The 18,063-nt window shown below is 41.6% G+C and carries 11 protein-coding genes; 10 read left to right on the plus strand and 1 reads right to left on the minus strand.

Features of this window, described 5'->3' with window-relative positions; all coding sequences use genetic code 11:
• Window positions 1–25 precede the first annotated feature (25 nt).
• Window positions 26–1,666, minus strand: a complete 1,641-nt coding sequence (locus tag P20439_RS02585) for an alpha-glucosidase family protein (RefSeq protein WP_008110575.1) — start codon at window positions 1,664–1,666, stop codon at window positions 26–28.
• A 671-nt stretch (window positions 1,667–2,337) separates the two neighbouring features.
• Between P20439_RS02585 and P20439_RS02590 the strand changes: the two genes are divergently transcribed.
• The 10 genes from P20439_RS02590 (at window position 2,338) to P20439_RS02630 (ending at window position 18,041) form a co-directional block, all read left to right on the plus strand.
• Entirely contained in the window at window positions 2,338–5,127 is a 2,790-nt protein-coding gene (locus P20439_RS02590) for a TonB-dependent receptor (protein ID WP_008110571.1), read from the plus strand.
• Window positions 5,128–5,219: 92 nt separating this feature from the next.
• The gene (locus tag P20439_RS02595; RefSeq protein WP_008110569.1) at window positions 5,220–6,719 is read left to right on the plus strand and encodes a tryptophan halogenase family protein; all 1,500 of its coding nucleotides are present in this window, start codon (window positions 5,220–5,222) and stop codon (window positions 6,717–6,719) included.
• A 1-nt stretch (window position 6,720) separates the two neighbouring features.
• Complete coding sequence (locus P20439_RS02600; RefSeq protein WP_008110568.1) at window positions 6,721–8,565, plus strand: glycoside hydrolase family 13 protein; 1,845 nt, start codon at window positions 6,721–6,723, stop codon at window positions 8,563–8,565.
• A 123-nt stretch (window positions 8,566–8,688) separates the two neighbouring features.
• Window positions 8,689–10,578, plus strand: coding sequence for an alpha-amylase family protein (locus P20439_RS02605; protein ID WP_008110566.1), 1,890 nt, complete (start codon window positions 8,689–8,691; stop codon window positions 10,576–10,578).
• A complete protein-coding gene (locus tag P20439_RS02610) occupies window positions 10,571–12,058 on the plus strand; it encodes an MFS transporter (RefSeq protein ID WP_008110564.1) in 1,488 nt (495 codons plus the stop codon). The genes P20439_RS02605 and P20439_RS02610 overlap by 8 nt, the downstream gene beginning before the upstream one ends.
• Before the next feature lie 51 nt (window positions 12,059–12,109).
• Window positions 12,110–14,515 carry a glycoside hydrolase family 15 protein gene (locus tag P20439_RS02615; protein ID WP_008110561.1) on the plus strand — a complete coding sequence of 802 codons (2,406 nt, stop codon included), beginning with the start codon at window positions 12,110–12,112 and terminating at the stop codon, window positions 14,513–14,515.
• A gap of 86 nt (window positions 14,516–14,601) precedes the next feature.
• Window positions 14,602–16,314, plus strand: coding sequence for an alpha-amylase family glycosyl hydrolase (locus tag P20439_RS02620; protein ID WP_008110559.1), 1,713 nt, complete (start codon window positions 14,602–14,604; stop codon window positions 16,312–16,314).
• Window positions 16,315–16,768: 454 nt separating this feature from the next.
• Window positions 16,769–17,251 carry a DUF2971 domain-containing protein gene (locus P20439_RS02625; RefSeq protein ID WP_008110556.1) on the plus strand — a complete coding sequence of 161 codons (483 nt, stop codon included), beginning with the start codon at window positions 16,769–16,771 and terminating at the stop codon, window positions 17,249–17,251.
• A gap of 337 nt (window positions 17,252–17,588) precedes the next feature.
• The gene (locus P20439_RS18645; protein ID WP_008110555.1) at window positions 17,589–17,744 is read left to right on the plus strand and encodes a hypothetical protein; all 156 of its coding nucleotides are present in this window, start codon (window positions 17,589–17,591) and stop codon (window positions 17,742–17,744) included.
• 57 nt (window positions 17,745–17,801) lie between these two features.
• Window positions 17,802–18,041, plus strand: coding sequence for a DUF3955 domain-containing protein (locus P20439_RS02630; protein WP_008110554.1), 240 nt, complete (start codon window positions 17,802–17,804; stop codon window positions 18,039–18,041).
• The last annotated feature ends 22 nt before the right edge of the window (window positions 18,042–18,063 follow it).

Below are 18,063 nucleotides of genomic sequence, written 5' to 3' on the forward strand. Positions count from 1 at the left end.
GGGTTTTTTTATAATAATGTAAATATTAACTGCAGTGGGCGTAATAACAACCAAATGGCTCAACTGTCAGTGTTTCATTATCAAGCTTTGCGTTGTGATGATAAAGGTCGTTATGTTCATTTTCAACACTTGCATTAATAGTAAGTTTTGCTTGTGAAGCACTCAAATTGAATACACACAACATTTTTTCATCGTTTAGAGTACGGTAAAACGCCAAAATTGGCTCTTCGGTTTGTAAAAACTCAATATCACCTTCAAGTAATACCGGCTGGTTTTTACGCCATGCCATAAATTCACGGTACGCATTTAATATTGAGTTTGAATCATTCTCTTGTTCAGCAACTGCTTGCAGCTTATGTTGTTGATCAACAGGTAACCACGGTTTTACTTCACTAAAGCCCGCATTGTGAGCATTGGCATGTGAGCTATCAAGGTTTTCCCAAGGCATTGGGGTACGACAACCATCACGGCCTTTAAAGTTTGGCCAAAACGTAATGCCGTATGGGTCTTGTAAATCTTCAAACGCAACGCTTGCTTCACCGAGCCCGAGTTCTTCACCTTGATACATACACACGCTACCACGTAACGAGGCCAATAGGGCGGTTAACATCTTACATTGCGCAGGGTTTACTTCACCCGTTTCGCTCCAACGGCTTGCAACGCGCTCTACGTCATGGTTACTAAATGCCCAGCAAGGCCAGCCTTCAGTCATACGTTGTTCAAGTGTAGTAACGGTGTTTCTTATATATTCACTCGAGTAGTCATCAGTTAGTAGCTCAAAACTGTAACCCATATGCAGTTTATCGCCACCGGCGGTGTATTCTGCCATGGTGGCTAATGAATCTTCAGATGAAATTTCACCCAGTGACACGGTTCCTGGGTATTTATTGAGTAAGGTGCGAATGTCACGCATAAACTCAATGTTTTCTGGCTGTGTGTTGTTGTAGTAGTGATACTGAAAAGCATACGGATTGTCTTCACTAAAACCACGGCCCTGACGCTTTTCTTTTGGTTTTGCAGGATTATCACGAAGCTGTGCGTCATGGTAACAAAAGTTAATTGCATCTAACCTAAAACCATCAACGCCTTTTTTAAGCCAAAACTCAACATTATCTAATACAGCTTTGCGAACATCAGGGTTATGAAAGTTAAGATCAGGCTGTTCCGTGAAAAAGTTATGTAAGTAGTATTGTCCACGACGCGGCTCCCATTGCCATGCACCGCCACCAAAAATAGACAACCAGTTGTTTGGTGCTGTTCCGTCTTCTTTAGCATCGGCCCATACATACCAATCAGCTTTATCGTTGGTTAAATCTTCACGGCTATCAATAAACCATTGGTGTTGATCTGAGGTGTGACTAAGCACTTGGTCTATAATAATTTTAATATCGCGTTGATGTGCTTGCGCAATGAGCTCATCAAAATCATCTAAGTTACCAAAAAGGGGGTCGATATCGCGATAGTCGCTAATATCATAACCAAAATCTTTCATAGGTGATTTAAAGAAAGGTGAGATCCAGATAGCATCCACCCCTAAACTTTTAATGTAATCAATGCGATTAATTATCCCTTCTAAGTCACCAATGCCATCGTTGTTGCTATCTTGAAAGCTACGCGGATAAACCTGATAAATAACCGCACCTTTATACCATTGCTTTTGGGCCATGCCTTTCTCCGTTTTCACATTGTCTTTGTGTTGTTCTTTTTTAGAGGTGTTAATCCTCGTTTATTTGAAAAAGCATACTTGAAGCCCGTCATACTGTAAAAAGTCTGCATACGTATGCACCATTTTAAGGCCATTAAAAGAGGTTAAATCAATCGCTTATTTCATCGATTTTAACGCCGGTTTATTGAATATCTCTTTACCAATTTGGTTTGTTAAATTGTTAATTTATTGTTTGCTTTATTTAGGTGCTTAAAAATAAGGGGGGTGCACTAAATTGGTGATTATTAATATTGGTCTTACCAATTGTACTTAAATAAATGTTCTCCATAATAATAAATTAGAAAATAAAATAGCGTTGTGTCACTTTATTTATGTTTAATGACGAGCTTATTTCATCAAAAAATAAATAATGACTATCATTAAAGCTATAAATGTTAATTGCACTAAAATAACTCATAATAAAACAGTCACTTATGAATTGAGGTGTAAATTTAATGTTAACTTAATGCGTGTTGCGTTACTTTGAATACGTATGCATAAAGTTGTTAATAAAATAAGGCGGGCGTTAATATTCGTCCTGACAACAAAATAGCTAACAAATGGTTTTGCTTCTATCACAAGCAACTCGCTAAAAGTTAGTAAATATAAAATTGGGTAACGGGAAACACATCATGTCTATGTTCAAACCAAGTATATTAACAATTGCACTTGCAACCGCAGGTATTAGCAGTTTCGCTTCACACGCACAAGAAGAGCAGCCCACCGCAAAGAATGACGTTGAAGTCATTGAAGTTAAAGGTTTTCGTGGCAGCGTCGTTGAGTCAATCAATACAAAACGTTTTTCATCTGAAGTAGTAGAGTCTATCTCTGCAGAAGATATTGGTAAATTACCAGATTCGTCAATTGCCGAATCAATCGCACGTTTACCAGGTTTGACCGCGCAGCGCCTAGATGGCCGTGCCAGTCGTGTAAGCGTTCGTGGTTTTAGTGAAAACGAAAGTGCAACAACCTTTAATGGTCGTGAGCAGGTATCGATTGGGGACAATCGTGGTGTTGAGTTTGACCTTTACCCATCTGAAATAATGAGCGGTGTAACCGTATATAAAACACCAAACGCAAGCTTAGACGCAGAAGGTATTGCAGGTGTTATCGACATGCAAACCGTAAAACCTTTAAGTAAAGGTGAGCGCGTGATCATGTTTAATGGTCAATTAGAGCAAACTGGTTTCGATAAGTTAAACCCAGACGGTGATGATCAAGGTTTCCGCGGTACGGTGTCGTATATTGACCAATTTGCCGATGACACAATCGGTGTCGCATTCGCATACAATACCATGAGCTCACCAAACCAAGAAAAACGCTGGAACTCATGGGGTTATCCTGAATTTACGGGTGATGATGGACAAACTTATTCTATTTTAGGTGGCGCAAAACCATTTGTGCGTTCATCAACACTTGAGCGTGATTCTGCAATGCTTGTTATCGAAGCCGCACCAACAGATCGCTTAAACATGACGTTTGATGCACTGTATGTTGATTTCTCAGATGAAAAAATCCTTCGCGGTATTGAAGTACCATTTGCTTGGGGCCAAGGAACAATCGATCCAAGCTCAGCGGTCGTAGATGCTGAAAGTGGTTTTATCACCAGCGCGGTAACACAAGGTCAACGTGTTGTTGTACGTAATGACTACGAAGAGCGTAATGCGGAGTTAACTCAGTTTGGTTTTAATACTAAATATGATATCAGTGATGACTGGTCAGTTGAGTTTGATGCGAGCCGCTCTGAAGTAGAGCGCCAAATTTGGAGTATCGAAAGCTATTCAGGTACTGGCCGTGGAGATAATAATGGTGTTGCTGACAACATAGGTTATGCGTTTGACGGTGGTAACACTGGTGCGCAGTTCTCACATGAACTCGATTACAGTGATTACGGCTTAATTCAATTAGGTGGGCCATTGTCATGGGGGGCGAGTAAAGCACTGAACGATAAATATGGTTTAACAGGCACACCTTACGAAAATACTGCCCAAGATGGTTTTATTAATGCTCCTGAAATTAATGATGAACTAACCACACTAAAGTTTGCTGCAAGCAAAGTACTTGAAAGTGAGTATTTCAGTAAAGTTAGTTTTGGTATTTCATACCGTGACCGTGAAAAGTCTAAATTATCAGAAGGTTACTACATGACCTTAAAAGACTTCTCGCTTGCAAATCCGGGCATGTTGTCTATCCCTGAGCAATATCGTTTAGGCACTGCTAGCCTAGATTTTATTGGTATGGGTGATATGGTTGCTTTCGATACCAATGGTTTAGTGAACGATGGTTATTATGACTTACTGCAAGAAAGCTTAACGGACCAAAAACATAAAACGCAATCATGGACAGTGCAAGAAGAAGTAACCGCTGTTTTTGCGCAACTTGATATTAATGCCGAGCTTGGCTCAATTCCAGTTACAGGTAATATTGGTGCGCGTTACGTACAAACAGACCAATCATCACAAGGTTCAGCTGCTAACACCACAGCAGATGGGTTAGTAGTGGTAACGCCTACTGATGTAAGTCATGACTATAACCACTTTTTACCAAGCATTAACTTATCGTTTGCGATTGATGAAGAGCAAACAATTCGCTTTGGCGCGGCAAAAACTATTTCACGTGCGCGCCTTGATGAAATGAACGCATCGGTAAATGCATCTTACAACCAGCAGCCTGATGAAAATGGTAACTACTGGAGTGTCTCTGGTGGTAATCCAAACTTAGAGCCAAAAGAAGCTACAGGGCTAGATCTAAGCTACGAAAACTACTTTGATGCGGAAGGTTATTTTGCAGCAGCATTCTTCTATAAAGATATTACCCAGTGGATTTTTGATGGCAGTTATGAAGTAGATATGTCTGGCGTCGCGGATCCATCAACTGGTCAAATTCCTGCTAATTCTACAGGGTCTGGCTCAGGTAAAGTAAACGGTGGTGAAGGTGACTTATGGGGTTACGAATTATCACTTGCCTTGCCATTTAATGTCTTTCATTCATCACTTGATGGCTTTGGTTTAATCGCAAGCCATACAGGTGTCGAGCAAGATCTTAAAGATCAAAACGGTAACGATTACGAGTTACCAGGCTTATCAGACCAAATTGATAGCTTAACGGTTTACTTTGAGCGTAGTGGTTTCCAAGCACGTACCAGCATGCGTAAACGCAGTGACTTTAAAGGTGATGTATACGGCTTAGGTTTTGCAACAACTCAGGTTGATATTAAAGGCGAAACCATCTGGGATGCGCAAGTTGGTTATGACTTTGGTGAAGGTGGTGTGGAAAGCTTAGATGGCTTAAGCGTAACATTCCAAGTACAAAATATCACTGAAGAACCGTTTGTATCATTACAAGGCGATAGTGATTTACAAGTACGTGATTACCAAGATTATGGCCGTACGTTCTTACTTGGCTTTAGTTACAAGCTATAACATTCTTTAGCGTTGAAAGGCCCTTGTGATTTGTTTTACAAGGGCTTTTTTATATCGACTACACTTAACTAAAAGCAAGTGGAGCAGGGGCTATGCAGAGTAAACAAATAAAAGACGTGGTAATAGCCGGTGGCGGCACTGCAGGGTGGATAACCGCAGCGCTACTTAATAAAGTGCTCGGCAAAGTCGTTAATATTACCCTGATTGAATCTGACCAAATTGGTACTGTTGGAGTGGGTGAAGCGAGCATTCCGCCGATTCTTCACCTTAATGCGGCATTAGGTATACCTGAGAGCGAGTTTATTAAAGCGACCCAAGCGACCATTAAATTGGGGATCGAGTTTGAAAACTGGCGAGCACCACAACACAGCTACATGCATGCTTTTGGTGAGATAGGCAAAGATCTCCCGTTTTGTGAGTTTTATCATTATTGGTTGAGGGCCAAGCAACAGGGCACTAATGCTGATTTTTGGGATTTTTCACTTAACTACCAAGCGGCCAAACAGCATAAATTTGCCCATTTAAAACATATTCCTAATACCCAACTTAGTGGTTTAAATTATGCTTATCATTTTGACGCTACCTTGTACGGGGAATTTTTAAAAGGGCTGACTATATCACGCGGTGTTAAACGTATTGAGGGTCAAATTGCGGATGTTAAGCAATGCCCAGAGAGCGGTTTTGTAAAGGCACTTGAGCTGTTAGATGGGCAAATAATTTCAGGCGATTTATTTATAGATTGCACAGGGCTAAGCGCACTGCTCATTGAAAAAACCTTAAATACTGGGTTTGATGATTGGTCACATTGGTTACCTTGCGACAGTGCTATTGCCGTACAAACTAAAACCACTGCAGAGCCAGCGCCTTATACGCGTTCAATTGCTCACGACGCTGGTTGGCAGTGGCAAATACCGTTGCAACACCGTGTTGGTAATGGTTTAGTATATTCAAGTCGTCATATTACTGATGAGCAAGCTAAACAACAACTCCTTGATAATATTCCCGGTGAACCAATTACAGAGCCTAGAGTGATTCGTTTTAAAACTGGGCGCCGTCGTAAGCAATGGCACAAAAATGTAGTGGCCATTGGTCTATCCAGTGGTTTTTTAGAACCGTTAGAATCGACTAGTATTCATTTAATTCAAACGGCGGCAATTCGCTTAATTAAATTATTTCCCCACCAAGGGATCAAACCTGTTTTAATCGATACCTTTAATAAGCAAAGCAAAACCGAAGTTGAGCGAATAAGAGATTTTATTATTCTGCATTATAAACTGACCGAGCGTGATGACAGCGGATTTTGGCGTCAGTGTAAACAAATGGATATTCCTATATCGCTGCAAAACAAAATCGATTTATTTAAGCAAACAGGTAAATTAATTAGAGAAGATGATGAGCTTTTTGCAGAAGTTGCTTGGCAGCAAGTAATGATAGGCCAAGGGCTTGAGGCACATGATTATCATCCACTCGCAGATGCACTGAGTGATGAACAACTCGCCGAGTTATTTACGAATTTAAAAACGCTTATCAACGGCACTGTAAAGCAATTACCCACACACAGTGAATTTTTAGCGAGGATGAAAAATAATTAATATGAAATCACTCATGCACACTTTTTTACTAAGCACGCTTTTAGGTATGTGTTTAAACGTCAATGCAATAACTGCATCACCACAAAACTGGTGGGTTGGTATGCAAAGCAAGCAATTACAAATTATGCTGCATGAGCCAAATGTTGCTAAGCAGCAATGGCAACTTGAATCACCTGCTGGCGTTGAGTTAACAAGCATTACGCATACGGATAACCCCAATTACGCTTTTTTAAATCTTGCAATAAACCCGAGCGCAAAGCCTGGTGTGTTAGTATTTAGCAGCAAATCAGGGGAGCGTTTTGAGTATCAATTGCATGCACGCAAAGCAAACAGCAGTAAACGCAGTGGTTTTGATAGCAGTGATACCATTTACTTAATTAACCCGGATCGCTTCGCTAATGGTGATAGCAGCAACGACACCGTAAAAGGAATGCTTGAGGCTGCAAAGCCAATTGAGCGAGGCGGGCGTCACGGTGGGGACATTCAAGGTGTGATCAACGCACTGCCGTATTTACAAAAACTAGGCGTTACCCAGCTTTGGTTAACGCCAGCGCTTGAAAATGATATGCCTAGCTATTCTTACCACGGTTATGCGATCACCGATTTTTACACTATCGACCCGCGCATGGGCTCAAATGAACTGTACCGTGAGCTATCTGCTACAGCAAAACAACACGGTATAGGTTTAGTGATGGACCTAGTGCTGAATCACTTTGGCTCTGAGCATGAATGGATGACAGATAAACCCACAGCAGATTGGATCAATTTTAATGGCGAGTTTGCAAACGGTAACCATGCAACCAGCCATGCAAGACAAACTATACAAGATCCCCATGCCAGCGAGTTCGATAAACGCCAGTTTAGTGATGGCTGGTTTGTAGCGACTATGCCTGATTTGAACCAGCGCCAACCATTATTAGCAACATACTTAATTCAAAATGCTATTTGGTGGATTGAATACGCCGACTTAAGCGGTATTCGCGTTGATACCTATTCATATTCAGACAAAGCATTTTTAGCTGACTGGACTAAAGCGATAATGACTGAATACCCTGACTTTAATATTGTTGGCGAAGAGTGGACCAGCAATCCTGCGATTGCCTCATACTGGCAAGCGGGCAAAGTTAATAACGATGGTTACACCTCAAGTCTACCAAGTGTGATGGACTTTTCATTACAAGAAGCACTTATTCAAGCACTTAATGAAGATGAAAGCTGGAATACTGGCTGGGTAAAAGTGTATCAATCAATCGCCAATGACTTTTTATACCCAAATCCTGATAACTTATTGGTGTTTGCCGATAATCACGACATGAGCCGCGTGTTTACAGAATTAGAACAAGATCTTGATAAAACTAAAATGGCGATGGCGATGTTGCTAACCACCCGTGGTATAGCACAAATGTATTATGGCACCGAAGTATTGCTTGATAACACGGGCAGTAATGATCACGGTGATATCCGTATTGATTTCCCCGGTGGTTTTAAAGGTCAGACTAGTAATGCTTTTACAGGACAAGGGTTATCAGATGAGCAAGTTGAGATGCTCAAAACCATCACCACTTTACTTAATTTTAGAAAGCAAAGCCCAGCCATTGCTCATGGAAAGCTGACTCACTTTAGCCCGCAAAGCGGCGTTTATAGCTACGCTAGAATAAGTGAACAGCAAACAGTGCTGGTATTTTTAAACAAAAATAACGCAGTAAAAAACTGGTCATTAGCGTATATGCAAGAAGTAATTGGACAACATAAACAGGCCACAAATCTGTTTACTAACCAAACAATTAGCTTAACGGATGCAATGACATTGGCGCCAATGAGTGCCACGGTATTAATAATTGAATAAAGCCTGTGTGAATACGTATGCAGCCACTGTCAGTCAGTGGCTGTTCACTTTAGTATTAAATTTATAATAAAAATGACGTTTAAATGACAATCCATTAAAACGTCAGATCTAAGTAAGAACATTATGACAACAAACAAAACCACAATTAGTACATTTAAATATGGCTCATGGGTATTAGCTAGTAGCTTATTGTTATCGAGCTGCTCAGGTGAGCCCACAACCCCCAGTGCCGACAAAAAAGTAGCTGAACAAGTTAACGAACATTCAAAGCCGGTGGTTTACCAAGTATTCACCCGTTTATTTGGTAATACCCAAACAGCCAACGTGCCATGGGGAACCAAAGAGCAAAATGGCGTAGGCACATTTAGTGACTTTAATGATGCTGCTTTAAGTGGCATTAAAGAACTTGGTACCACCCATATTTGGTATACCGGCGTGCTTCACCACGCGCTGGTAGGCGATTACAGCCAATATGGAATTAGCCAAGATGATCCAGATGTAGTGAAAGGGCGCGCAGGCTCTCCTTATGCTATTAAAGATTATTACGATGTAAACCCAGATTTAGCCATCAATCCAGAGCGCCGCCTTGAAGAATTTGCGGCATTGATTGAGCGCACCCACCAACACGGTATGAAAGTGGTGATTGATATTGTGCCAAATCATGTGGCGCGTCATTATCAATCTACTGCTAAACCTGCTGGTGTGAAAGATTTTGGTGAGCAAGACGATACCAGCGTAGAGTATGCCCGCGATAATAACTTTTACTACGTTACTGGGCAGTCATTTCAAGTACCAACCAGTGAAAATTACCAAGTACTGGGCGGTAATACCCACCCACTTGCCGATAACTTATTTGATGAAACACCTGCAAAATGGACTGGTAACGGTGCCCGAGCTGCTAAGCCTGATATTAACGATTGGTACGAAACGGTTAAAGTTAACTACGGCGTAAAACCCGATGGTAGCTACGACTTTCCAACGTTACCAAGCGATTATGCCAATCAAGATTTACGCGCGCACTTTGAATTTTGGCAAGATAAAGAATTGCCAAACAGCTGGTATAAATTTCGTGATATCGCCTTGTATTGGCTCGATAAAGGCGTAGATGGTTTTCGTTATGATATGGCTGAAATGGTGCCCGTGGAGTTTTGGAGCTTTTTAAATTCATCTATCAAGATGCACAACCCAGAGGCATTTTTACTAGCCGAAGTATACAACCCAGCTTTATATCGCCCGTATATCCAGCAAGGCAAAATGGACTACTTGTACGATAAAGTGGGCTTTTACGACACCCTAAAGGCCGTAATGCAAGGTACTCAAGCCGCGAGCAGCATTTTTGCAGCACAGCAACAAGTGGCAGATATTGAACAGCACATGCTGCATTTTCTAGAAAACCATGACGAACAACGCATTGCCAGCCCCGATTTTGCAGGTAGCAGTGAAAAGGGCAAACCCGCATTGGTAGTATCAAACCTTATTAGCCGCTCGCCAACACTGTTATATTTTGGCCAAGATGTAGGTGAAGATGGCTCTGAAGAGGCTGGTTTTGGCAAACCAACTCGCACCAGTATTTTTGATTATATTGGCGTGCCAGCGCATCAAGCGTGGATGAACAACGGCAAGTTTGATGGCGGCGCATTAACTGCCGAGCAAAGTCAGTTACGTGAATATTACAAAGCGGTTATGGCGTTGAGTAAACATCCTGCGGTTGTTGCCGGTGACATGCACCCGTTAACGGTGACAGGTAGCGACCAAGTTGCCGCGTTTAGCCGCAGTATTGGTCAACAACACATTTGGGTGGTGAGCAACTTTGCCGAGCAAAAAAATACGGTAAGTATTGATATTCCACTTAACACATTAGCAAACTACAAACAGGCAGAGCAGCAATTACTTGATCTGCTCGAAGCCAATCAAACTGCCGTGTTAACAATCACACCTGAGCAAGTAAAAATCAGTTTAACGTTAAATGCGCTTAGCAGTGCAGTATTGACCACTGGAGCACATAATGAATAATAACAAACCTAACCTAAGCTTTTGGCAAATATGGAACATGTGCTTTGGCTTTTTAGGCATTCAATTTGGTTTTGCATTACAAAACGGTAATGTCAGCCGTATTTTTCAAACCTTAGGTGCAAATATTGATGACATTCCAATTTTATGGATTGCAGCACCACTAACAGGTTTAATTGTACAACCTATTATTGGTTACTGGAGCGACAAAACATGGTGCAAACTAGGCCGTCGTCGCCCGTTCTTTTTTTATGGCGCAATTTTAACCACGCTCGCGCTGTTTATTATGCCTAATTCACCTACTTTATGGATTGCAGCGGGCATGTTGTGGATTATGGATGCTTCTATCAATGTCACAATGGAACCATTTAGAGCATTAGTGAGTGACAACCTGCCAACGAAGCAACGCGCCACAGGTTACGCCATGCAAAGCTTTTTTATAGGTGTTAGCTCAGTGGTGGCCTCGGCGTTACCTTGGATGATGACAAACTGGTTTGATATTTCTAACACTGCGCCAGTTGGGCAAATTCCTGATTCAGTGAAGTTCTCATTTTACTTTGGTGCTGTAGTGTTAATTGTTGCGGTATTTTGGACCGTGTTTACCACAAAAGAATACTCACCAGAGCAGCTTGAAGCGTTTAATGATCATGTTGAACAAGCAACAACAAGCACTGCCAACAAACCTGTTAATTTCAATAAAGGTGCCATAGTCTTTACGTTACTGGGCTTAGCTATTTTAGTGTTGGTGCTAAGTCTTTCACTTGAGAAAGAACTTTATTTACTGGCCGCTGGCCTCACCTGTTTTGGTATAATCCAATTTATTGCTGGGCAATTACAACGACAAAACAAAACACAAAATGGCTTTTACCAAGTATTAAATGATGTATTTATCATGCCAGAGGCCATGAAACAGCTTGCTTGGGTGCAGTTCTTTAGTTGGTTTACCTTATTTGCAATGTGGATTTATACCACTTCAGCAGTAACCAGCTTTCATTATGGCAGCAGTGATACCAGCTCCCTTGCTTATAATGATGGCGCTGATTGGGTGGGTATTTTATTTGCAGCCTATAACGGCTTTGCAGCATTGGCTGCGTTATGTATTCCGATCATCGTAAAGCGTTTAGGCTTAAAGTTAGCACATGCCATCAACCTAGTATTAGGTGCCTTAGGCCTAGCGAGTTTTATTGTGATACCCGATCCGCAATTACTTATTTGGCCAATGATAGGTATTGGTTTTGCGTGGGCGTCAATTTTATCGCTGCCTTATGCCATGTTGAGCTCATCAGTACCGAGTAAAAAAATGGGCGTGTATATGGGAATATTTAACTTTTTTATCGTGATCCCACAATTACTCGCAGCCAGTGTACTGGGCCTCATTTTACGTCACTTTTTTGAAAACCAACCTATTTACGCATTAGTACTGGGCGCAGTGTCGTGGATACTTGCAGCAGTTGCGGTATTGCGCGTTAAACATACGCAATAGCGACTTGCTTTGCACAGTTAATGACTAATAAAAAAGAATTAAGGGTTAAACATGAAAAAATACAACATCATTACCGCAACTTTATTTATGCTTGGGCTAACGGCATGTAGCTCAGAGCAAGCGATTAATAATACGCAAGTTACCAAGCAACTAAGCGCACCGGGGGCACCAGGTGCAGAGCCATTTTGGGCATACTCAGGTAAAACAGGAATTGGTACGTCATTTGAGCAATACCAACAGGGGGCTTATAGCGACAATGCCGCAACAGGCCCTGTATCAAAAGTATGGTTTTCGATTGCCAAAGGCATGATCACCGAAACCATGTTTGGTTTAATTCACCAAGCACAAATTAAAGACATGCAATTTATAGTGGTGGGTAAAGACTTTACAGTCACAGAAGCGGATGATTTAGACGTAAGCATTGATTACTTATACAAAGACCAAGCAGGGCGGCCATTATCGCTTGCTTACAAAGTAACAAGCAAAGATAAGCAAGGGCGCTTTAGCCTCGAAAAACACATATTCACCGATCCAGATGGGCAAACGTTATTTGTACGCAGTATTTTTAATACCGAGCTTGAAGGCGTAAAAGCCTTTGTTAATGTTAACCCATACATTGACAATAATGGCCTAGATGATTTTGCAAAAGTAACAGAGCAAGGCCTTGTTGCCTGGCAAGATGATAATTATTTATCGTTACAAAGCGCACAACCTTTTAAACAAACTAGTGTTGGTTTTACAGGTGTGAGTGATGGTTTAAGCGACCTTAAAACAACCCAGCAGCTTAGCAGTGTTTATAAAAATACCGGTGATCAATCAGGTAATGTTAGTTTATTGGCAGAGCTGGGTGAAATTGGCAAAAATAGTCAGTTTGATTTAACCCTTAGCTTTGGCAAAAGCGAGCAAGCCAGCTTTAAACAAGGCCAAGCAAGTTTAGCCCGTGGTTATCAAACGGTACTTGATAACTACAATGGTAAAGGCGATGCCATTGGTTGGCAAGATTACCTTAGCAGTTTGGCACCTCTTGCAAGCCTTGTTGATGATACTACCGACAATGGCAAGTTGTTATACACCAGTGCCATGGTGCTAAAAGCGCAAGAAGACAAAACTCATGCCGGTGCGTTAATCGCGTCGCTTTCAAACCCATGGGGCGAAACGGTGTCGGCTAAAACAGGCTCTACCGGTTATAAAGCCGTATGGGTACGTGACTTTTACCAAGTGGCGATGGCATTTATGGCCATGGGCGATACCCACACTGCAAAAACCGCATTCGAATACCTTGAAAAAGTACAAGTGAACAGTAAAACGCCGGGTAATAATGGCGATACAGGCTGGTTTTTACAAAAAACGCATGTTGATGGCGAGCTTGAGTGGGTAGGCGTGCAGCTTGATCAAACCGCGATGCCGATTATGCTAGCGTGGAAGCTTCACCAAGCAGGTGTATTAACTGATGGCGAGCTCACAGATTGGTATGGGCGTATGTTAAAGCCCGCGGCTGATTTTTTAGTGGACGGCGGCCTTGCTAAAATTTTATGGAACGACACACAAATAACACCACCGGCCACACAACAAGAGCGCTGGGAAGAGCAAGAAGGGTATTCGCCATCAACCACCGCTGCTGTTATTGCCGGTTTAATTACCGCCGCTGATATTGCAAAAATGGCAGGTGATGAGGTAAATGCTAAACGCTACCTTGCAACAGCAAAAAGTTACAACGCCGATATAGAAAGCATGATGTTTACCACCGAAGGTAATTTAGAATCAAACGCTTCAGACGGCGAGTATTTTATTCGCATTGGCCAAGACAAAGACGCCAATTCAAATACTAAAATTAACGCTAATAATGGGCGTGAAGGCTTTAATAAAAAGCAAATTCTCGATGGTGGATTTTTAGAGCTCGTTCGCTATGGCGTTCGTGATGCACTATCGCCTAGCATAGTAAAAACACTCCCAGAGTACGACGATGAAACGCTCATCGATAACCTACAAGTTAAATACAGCTTTGAGTTTACTGATGGCAGCGGCACATTTGCAGGCTACCGCCGCTATGGTAACGACGGATACGGTGAAGACGAAGTAACGGGCGCTAACTATGCGCAAGGTGGAAAAAATAGTCCAGGTCAACGTGGGCGAGTTTGGCCATTTTTTACCGGTGAACGTGGTCATTACGAAATTGCCGCCGCGAATGCCAATAATACCTTAGATGCAACTAAACAGCAGGCTATTAAAAATAGCTATGTAAAAGGGCTAGAGCAATTTGCTAACGAAGGCATGATGCTACCAGAACAAGTATGGGATGGCGTGGGCGTAAATAAAGCAGGATACACGTTAGGCGAGGGTACAAACTCGGCCACACCACTGGCGTGGACGCATGCTGAATACGTTAAGCTAGTGCGCTCACTAAGCGACAAACAAGTATGGGATCATTATCCGGTGATAACTAAAGCACTAAAATAACCACAAACTATCCGCAGTTCAGGTTAATTAACATAGCCATAGTAAAATACGGCTATGTTATTTATTACAATAATAACGAGGCTGAAATGAAAACATTTACCTTGAGCGCATTAGCATTAGCAATCATGCTAACAGGCTGCCAAAGCGCACCATCATTAAATAACAACACGAATGACACCGAAACATCGCAATTAAATACTGAGCAACACGCAACGCCTTGGTGGCAAAATGCGGTATTTTATCAAATTTGGCCACGCAGCTTTTACGACAGCGATGCTGATGGCCATGGCGATTTTAACGGTATGACCCAAAAGCTCCCGTATCTACAAGACCTCGGTGTAAATGCATTGTGGTTAACCCCGATGTTTGAAGCACCGTCGTATCATGGCTATGATTTTACTGAATTTTACCAAGTAGAAAACGACTACGGCAGCATGGCAGAGTTTGAAGCCTTTATAAAAGCCGCTGACGACAAAGGCATGAAAGTCATACTTGATTTAGTTATAAACCATATATCAAGTAATCATGAATGGTTTCAGCGTTCAGCAAAACAACAAGCCCCTTATGCAGATTACTTTATTTGGCGCGACGATATACCAAAAGCCGGAAGTGGCTGGGGCCACGCATGGAGTAATAACGACCAACCCGACGCAGTATGGCATTGGAATGAAACACGTCAGCAGTATTACTATGGTGCGTTTGGAGCAAGCCAACCTGACTTGAACTTACGCCACCCTGATGTTGTTTCCGAAATGGAAAAAATGGCTAAGTTTTGGCTTGATAAAGGCGTTGCAGGGTTTAGATTAGACGCAGTACGTTTTGCAATGGAAGGTGGCGCAGATGCGCAAGCCGATACCGACGAAACCATTGCATATTGGCAGCACTTTAATCAGTATGTAAAAAGTGTAAACCCTGAGGCATATTTGGTGGGTGAAGCTTGGGCTGACATTCCCGTTGCAGCAAAATACTTTGGCGAAGGTAAAGGGCTTGATCAAGGCTTTGATTTTGAAGTGGGCTATAAAATACTGGGCCTATTAAAACCCGATGCCAGTGGTGAAGCGCAATTTGGCACCATGCAATCTAATCAACAAGTCAGTAAAGTTGATGCAAATGTGCTCAAACAAAATTTACAGCAGCGTATTGATTCAACTGCACCACTTGATTTTTTTGCACCGTTTTTAACTAATCACGACCAAGAACGTGTGGCTTATCAACTTGCAGAGCACGACGATAAAGCAAAACTTGCCGCCGCCATGTTATTTAGCTCTCCTGGCACGCCGTATATTTATTACGGTGAAGAGATTGGCCTAACACAAGGTGGCACAGGTCATGATGTGTATAAACGCGCGCCAATGCAGTGGGATAACAGCAATGAAGCTGGCTTTACTCAAGCTCAAACAAGTTGGGTTGAGCAGGCTGAACTGTTTGGTGATAACTACACCCAGTGGTGGCCTGAATATTTAGCACAGCAAATTAATACTGCTGATCGCAATGTAAAAACTCAACAAGCACAATCTGATTCACTGTGGCGTTTATATCAGCACTTAATCGCACTAAAAAAACAGCGCCCAGAGCTTGGTATTAAAGGCAGTTATGAATTAACGCAACACAACAACGGCCTAGTTGAAATAACCCGCGAGTTAAACGGCAGTAAAAGTATGTTTGTGCTTAACTTAACCGCTAACGCACAAAGCATTAGCAGTATTAAACGCGGTGGGTTAACGCCTAACTGGCAACACGATCTCAATGGCGAGCAACTCGCTGGCTATGGTTTGTTGTTACTGAATAACACACTATAAATAAAATACACATAAAAGGGGTTAACATACGTAAGCCCCTTTTGGTAAAAGTGCTCTTATTGCATTACCCCCATGTTACAGCGCTTTTAATGAGTCATAAGTCGCTTAATTTCTTCTGGCGTCATGGCGCTTATCATGAAAATGCGAGACGAGCGCATTTCCTTCTTTAGTCTTATATTTAGTACCAAGAAAAAAATTACAGCTGGCAATGGTTAGGTTATTTGTTAAAAAGTAATTAATAAATAGATTAGCGTGACGTTCGCAGAAATATACGCGACGAGAGCGCACTATAAAATTGTTAAAACTCAAGGAGGGCGCTGTGCTATTTAAATACCTAGCTCCAGATAGAATTGATGTTTTAGATTAGAATCTTATTCGCTTTACACAGCCAGCTGACTTTAATGATCCTTTTGAGTTTAAACCTGTCATTTCAACTTTGGCTTCAAAAGAAGAAATGGACGAAGTGTTCGAAAGCAAAATCAAGAGTTTAATTAAAACTGAGTTAGAAATATCCCCTGAGTTAAGCAAATTAATTTCGCCAGCTCAGTTAGAAGCTTTAACAAGACAAAACTACGGTCAATATTGGCCGGAAATAAACAAACCGTTTTCAGCCATGGGTGGCGTAGTTGCCCAAACTTTTGATGAAAAATCAAACGAAATAATCGGAGTTCTTTCGCTAACGGAAAAAAACAGCAATTTACTTATGTGGGCGCACTATGTCCGTTCACATACAGGATTTTGCATAGGATTTGACGATAACAATCCGTTCTTCAATCAAAAACGAAGCGATAGAGATGAGCTTTATCATCTTCGAAAAGTAGAATATGCGAAAGATAGACCGACAAAACGAGTAATGGAGCTTACTGGAGTTGAACTCCTCTTAGTTAAATCTGAAGATTGGTTTTATGAGCAAGAGTGGCGTATGTGTGCTGTATAAAGCGACTCAAACAGAGTGATTAAGGTGGATATGTACCCTATACACCTTTTTAACTTTCCAAAAAGTGCGGTCAAAGAAGTCATCTTAGGGGCGCGTATGGAAAAAAAGATCAGCTGCTCAACGTTCTTAGTTCGAAATATGAAAACGTGGTGGTCAAGCAGGCAAGTATTTCACCAACAGAGTTCAAGATCGAGTTCGTTGAGTTATAACAATCCGCGTCATACTGGGCCTGCGGCCCCTGCGACTCTCATAAGTTCGCGCTCATGCGCGGGGCTTTATGTGAATTTCAGATAAAGGAGTATTTAATGAAAAACTATTAATATTAGCATTTTTTGCGATGGCATCATTACCAGTGTCAGCAAAAGAATCGAAAACAGACTTTAAGGAGCTAGGTCAAAATTATTTTGATGCGATGGTCGCTAGCCAAGCACCAAATGTAACTTCCAAAGACTTAGAAAAGTTTCTTGCTCTCCTAACCGATACTGTAGATTAATATTCGCTCATTCAAACTGCTATTCTGACAATTTAATAAAATATTTATGGATAGATTATGCGCTTTTTTACAAACAAAACAGCCACATTAAGTGTTTGCTTTTTATTGCTTGGCACGGGTTTTATGCTGATAGAAAACAGTGTGTATCAATATGTTGATCATAATGGTGTTCTACATGAAAGCTTGTTTATGCCCTTGAGCATACTGTGTTTTGCTTTGGGAGTTCTTTTTGTGGTTAGTTTGTTAGCCCGCAAAGTAATAGAGCTCTTTAAAAGCGCAAGGGCAGAGGAAAGTTAACCTCAGCGTTTATTGCTCATTA

The sequence above is a fragment of the Pseudoalteromonas sp. BSi20439 genome, assembly GCF_000241165.1.
In the GTDB taxonomy this organism is placed as follows: Bacteria; Pseudomonadota; Gammaproteobacteria; order Enterobacterales; family Alteromonadaceae; genus Pseudoalteromonas.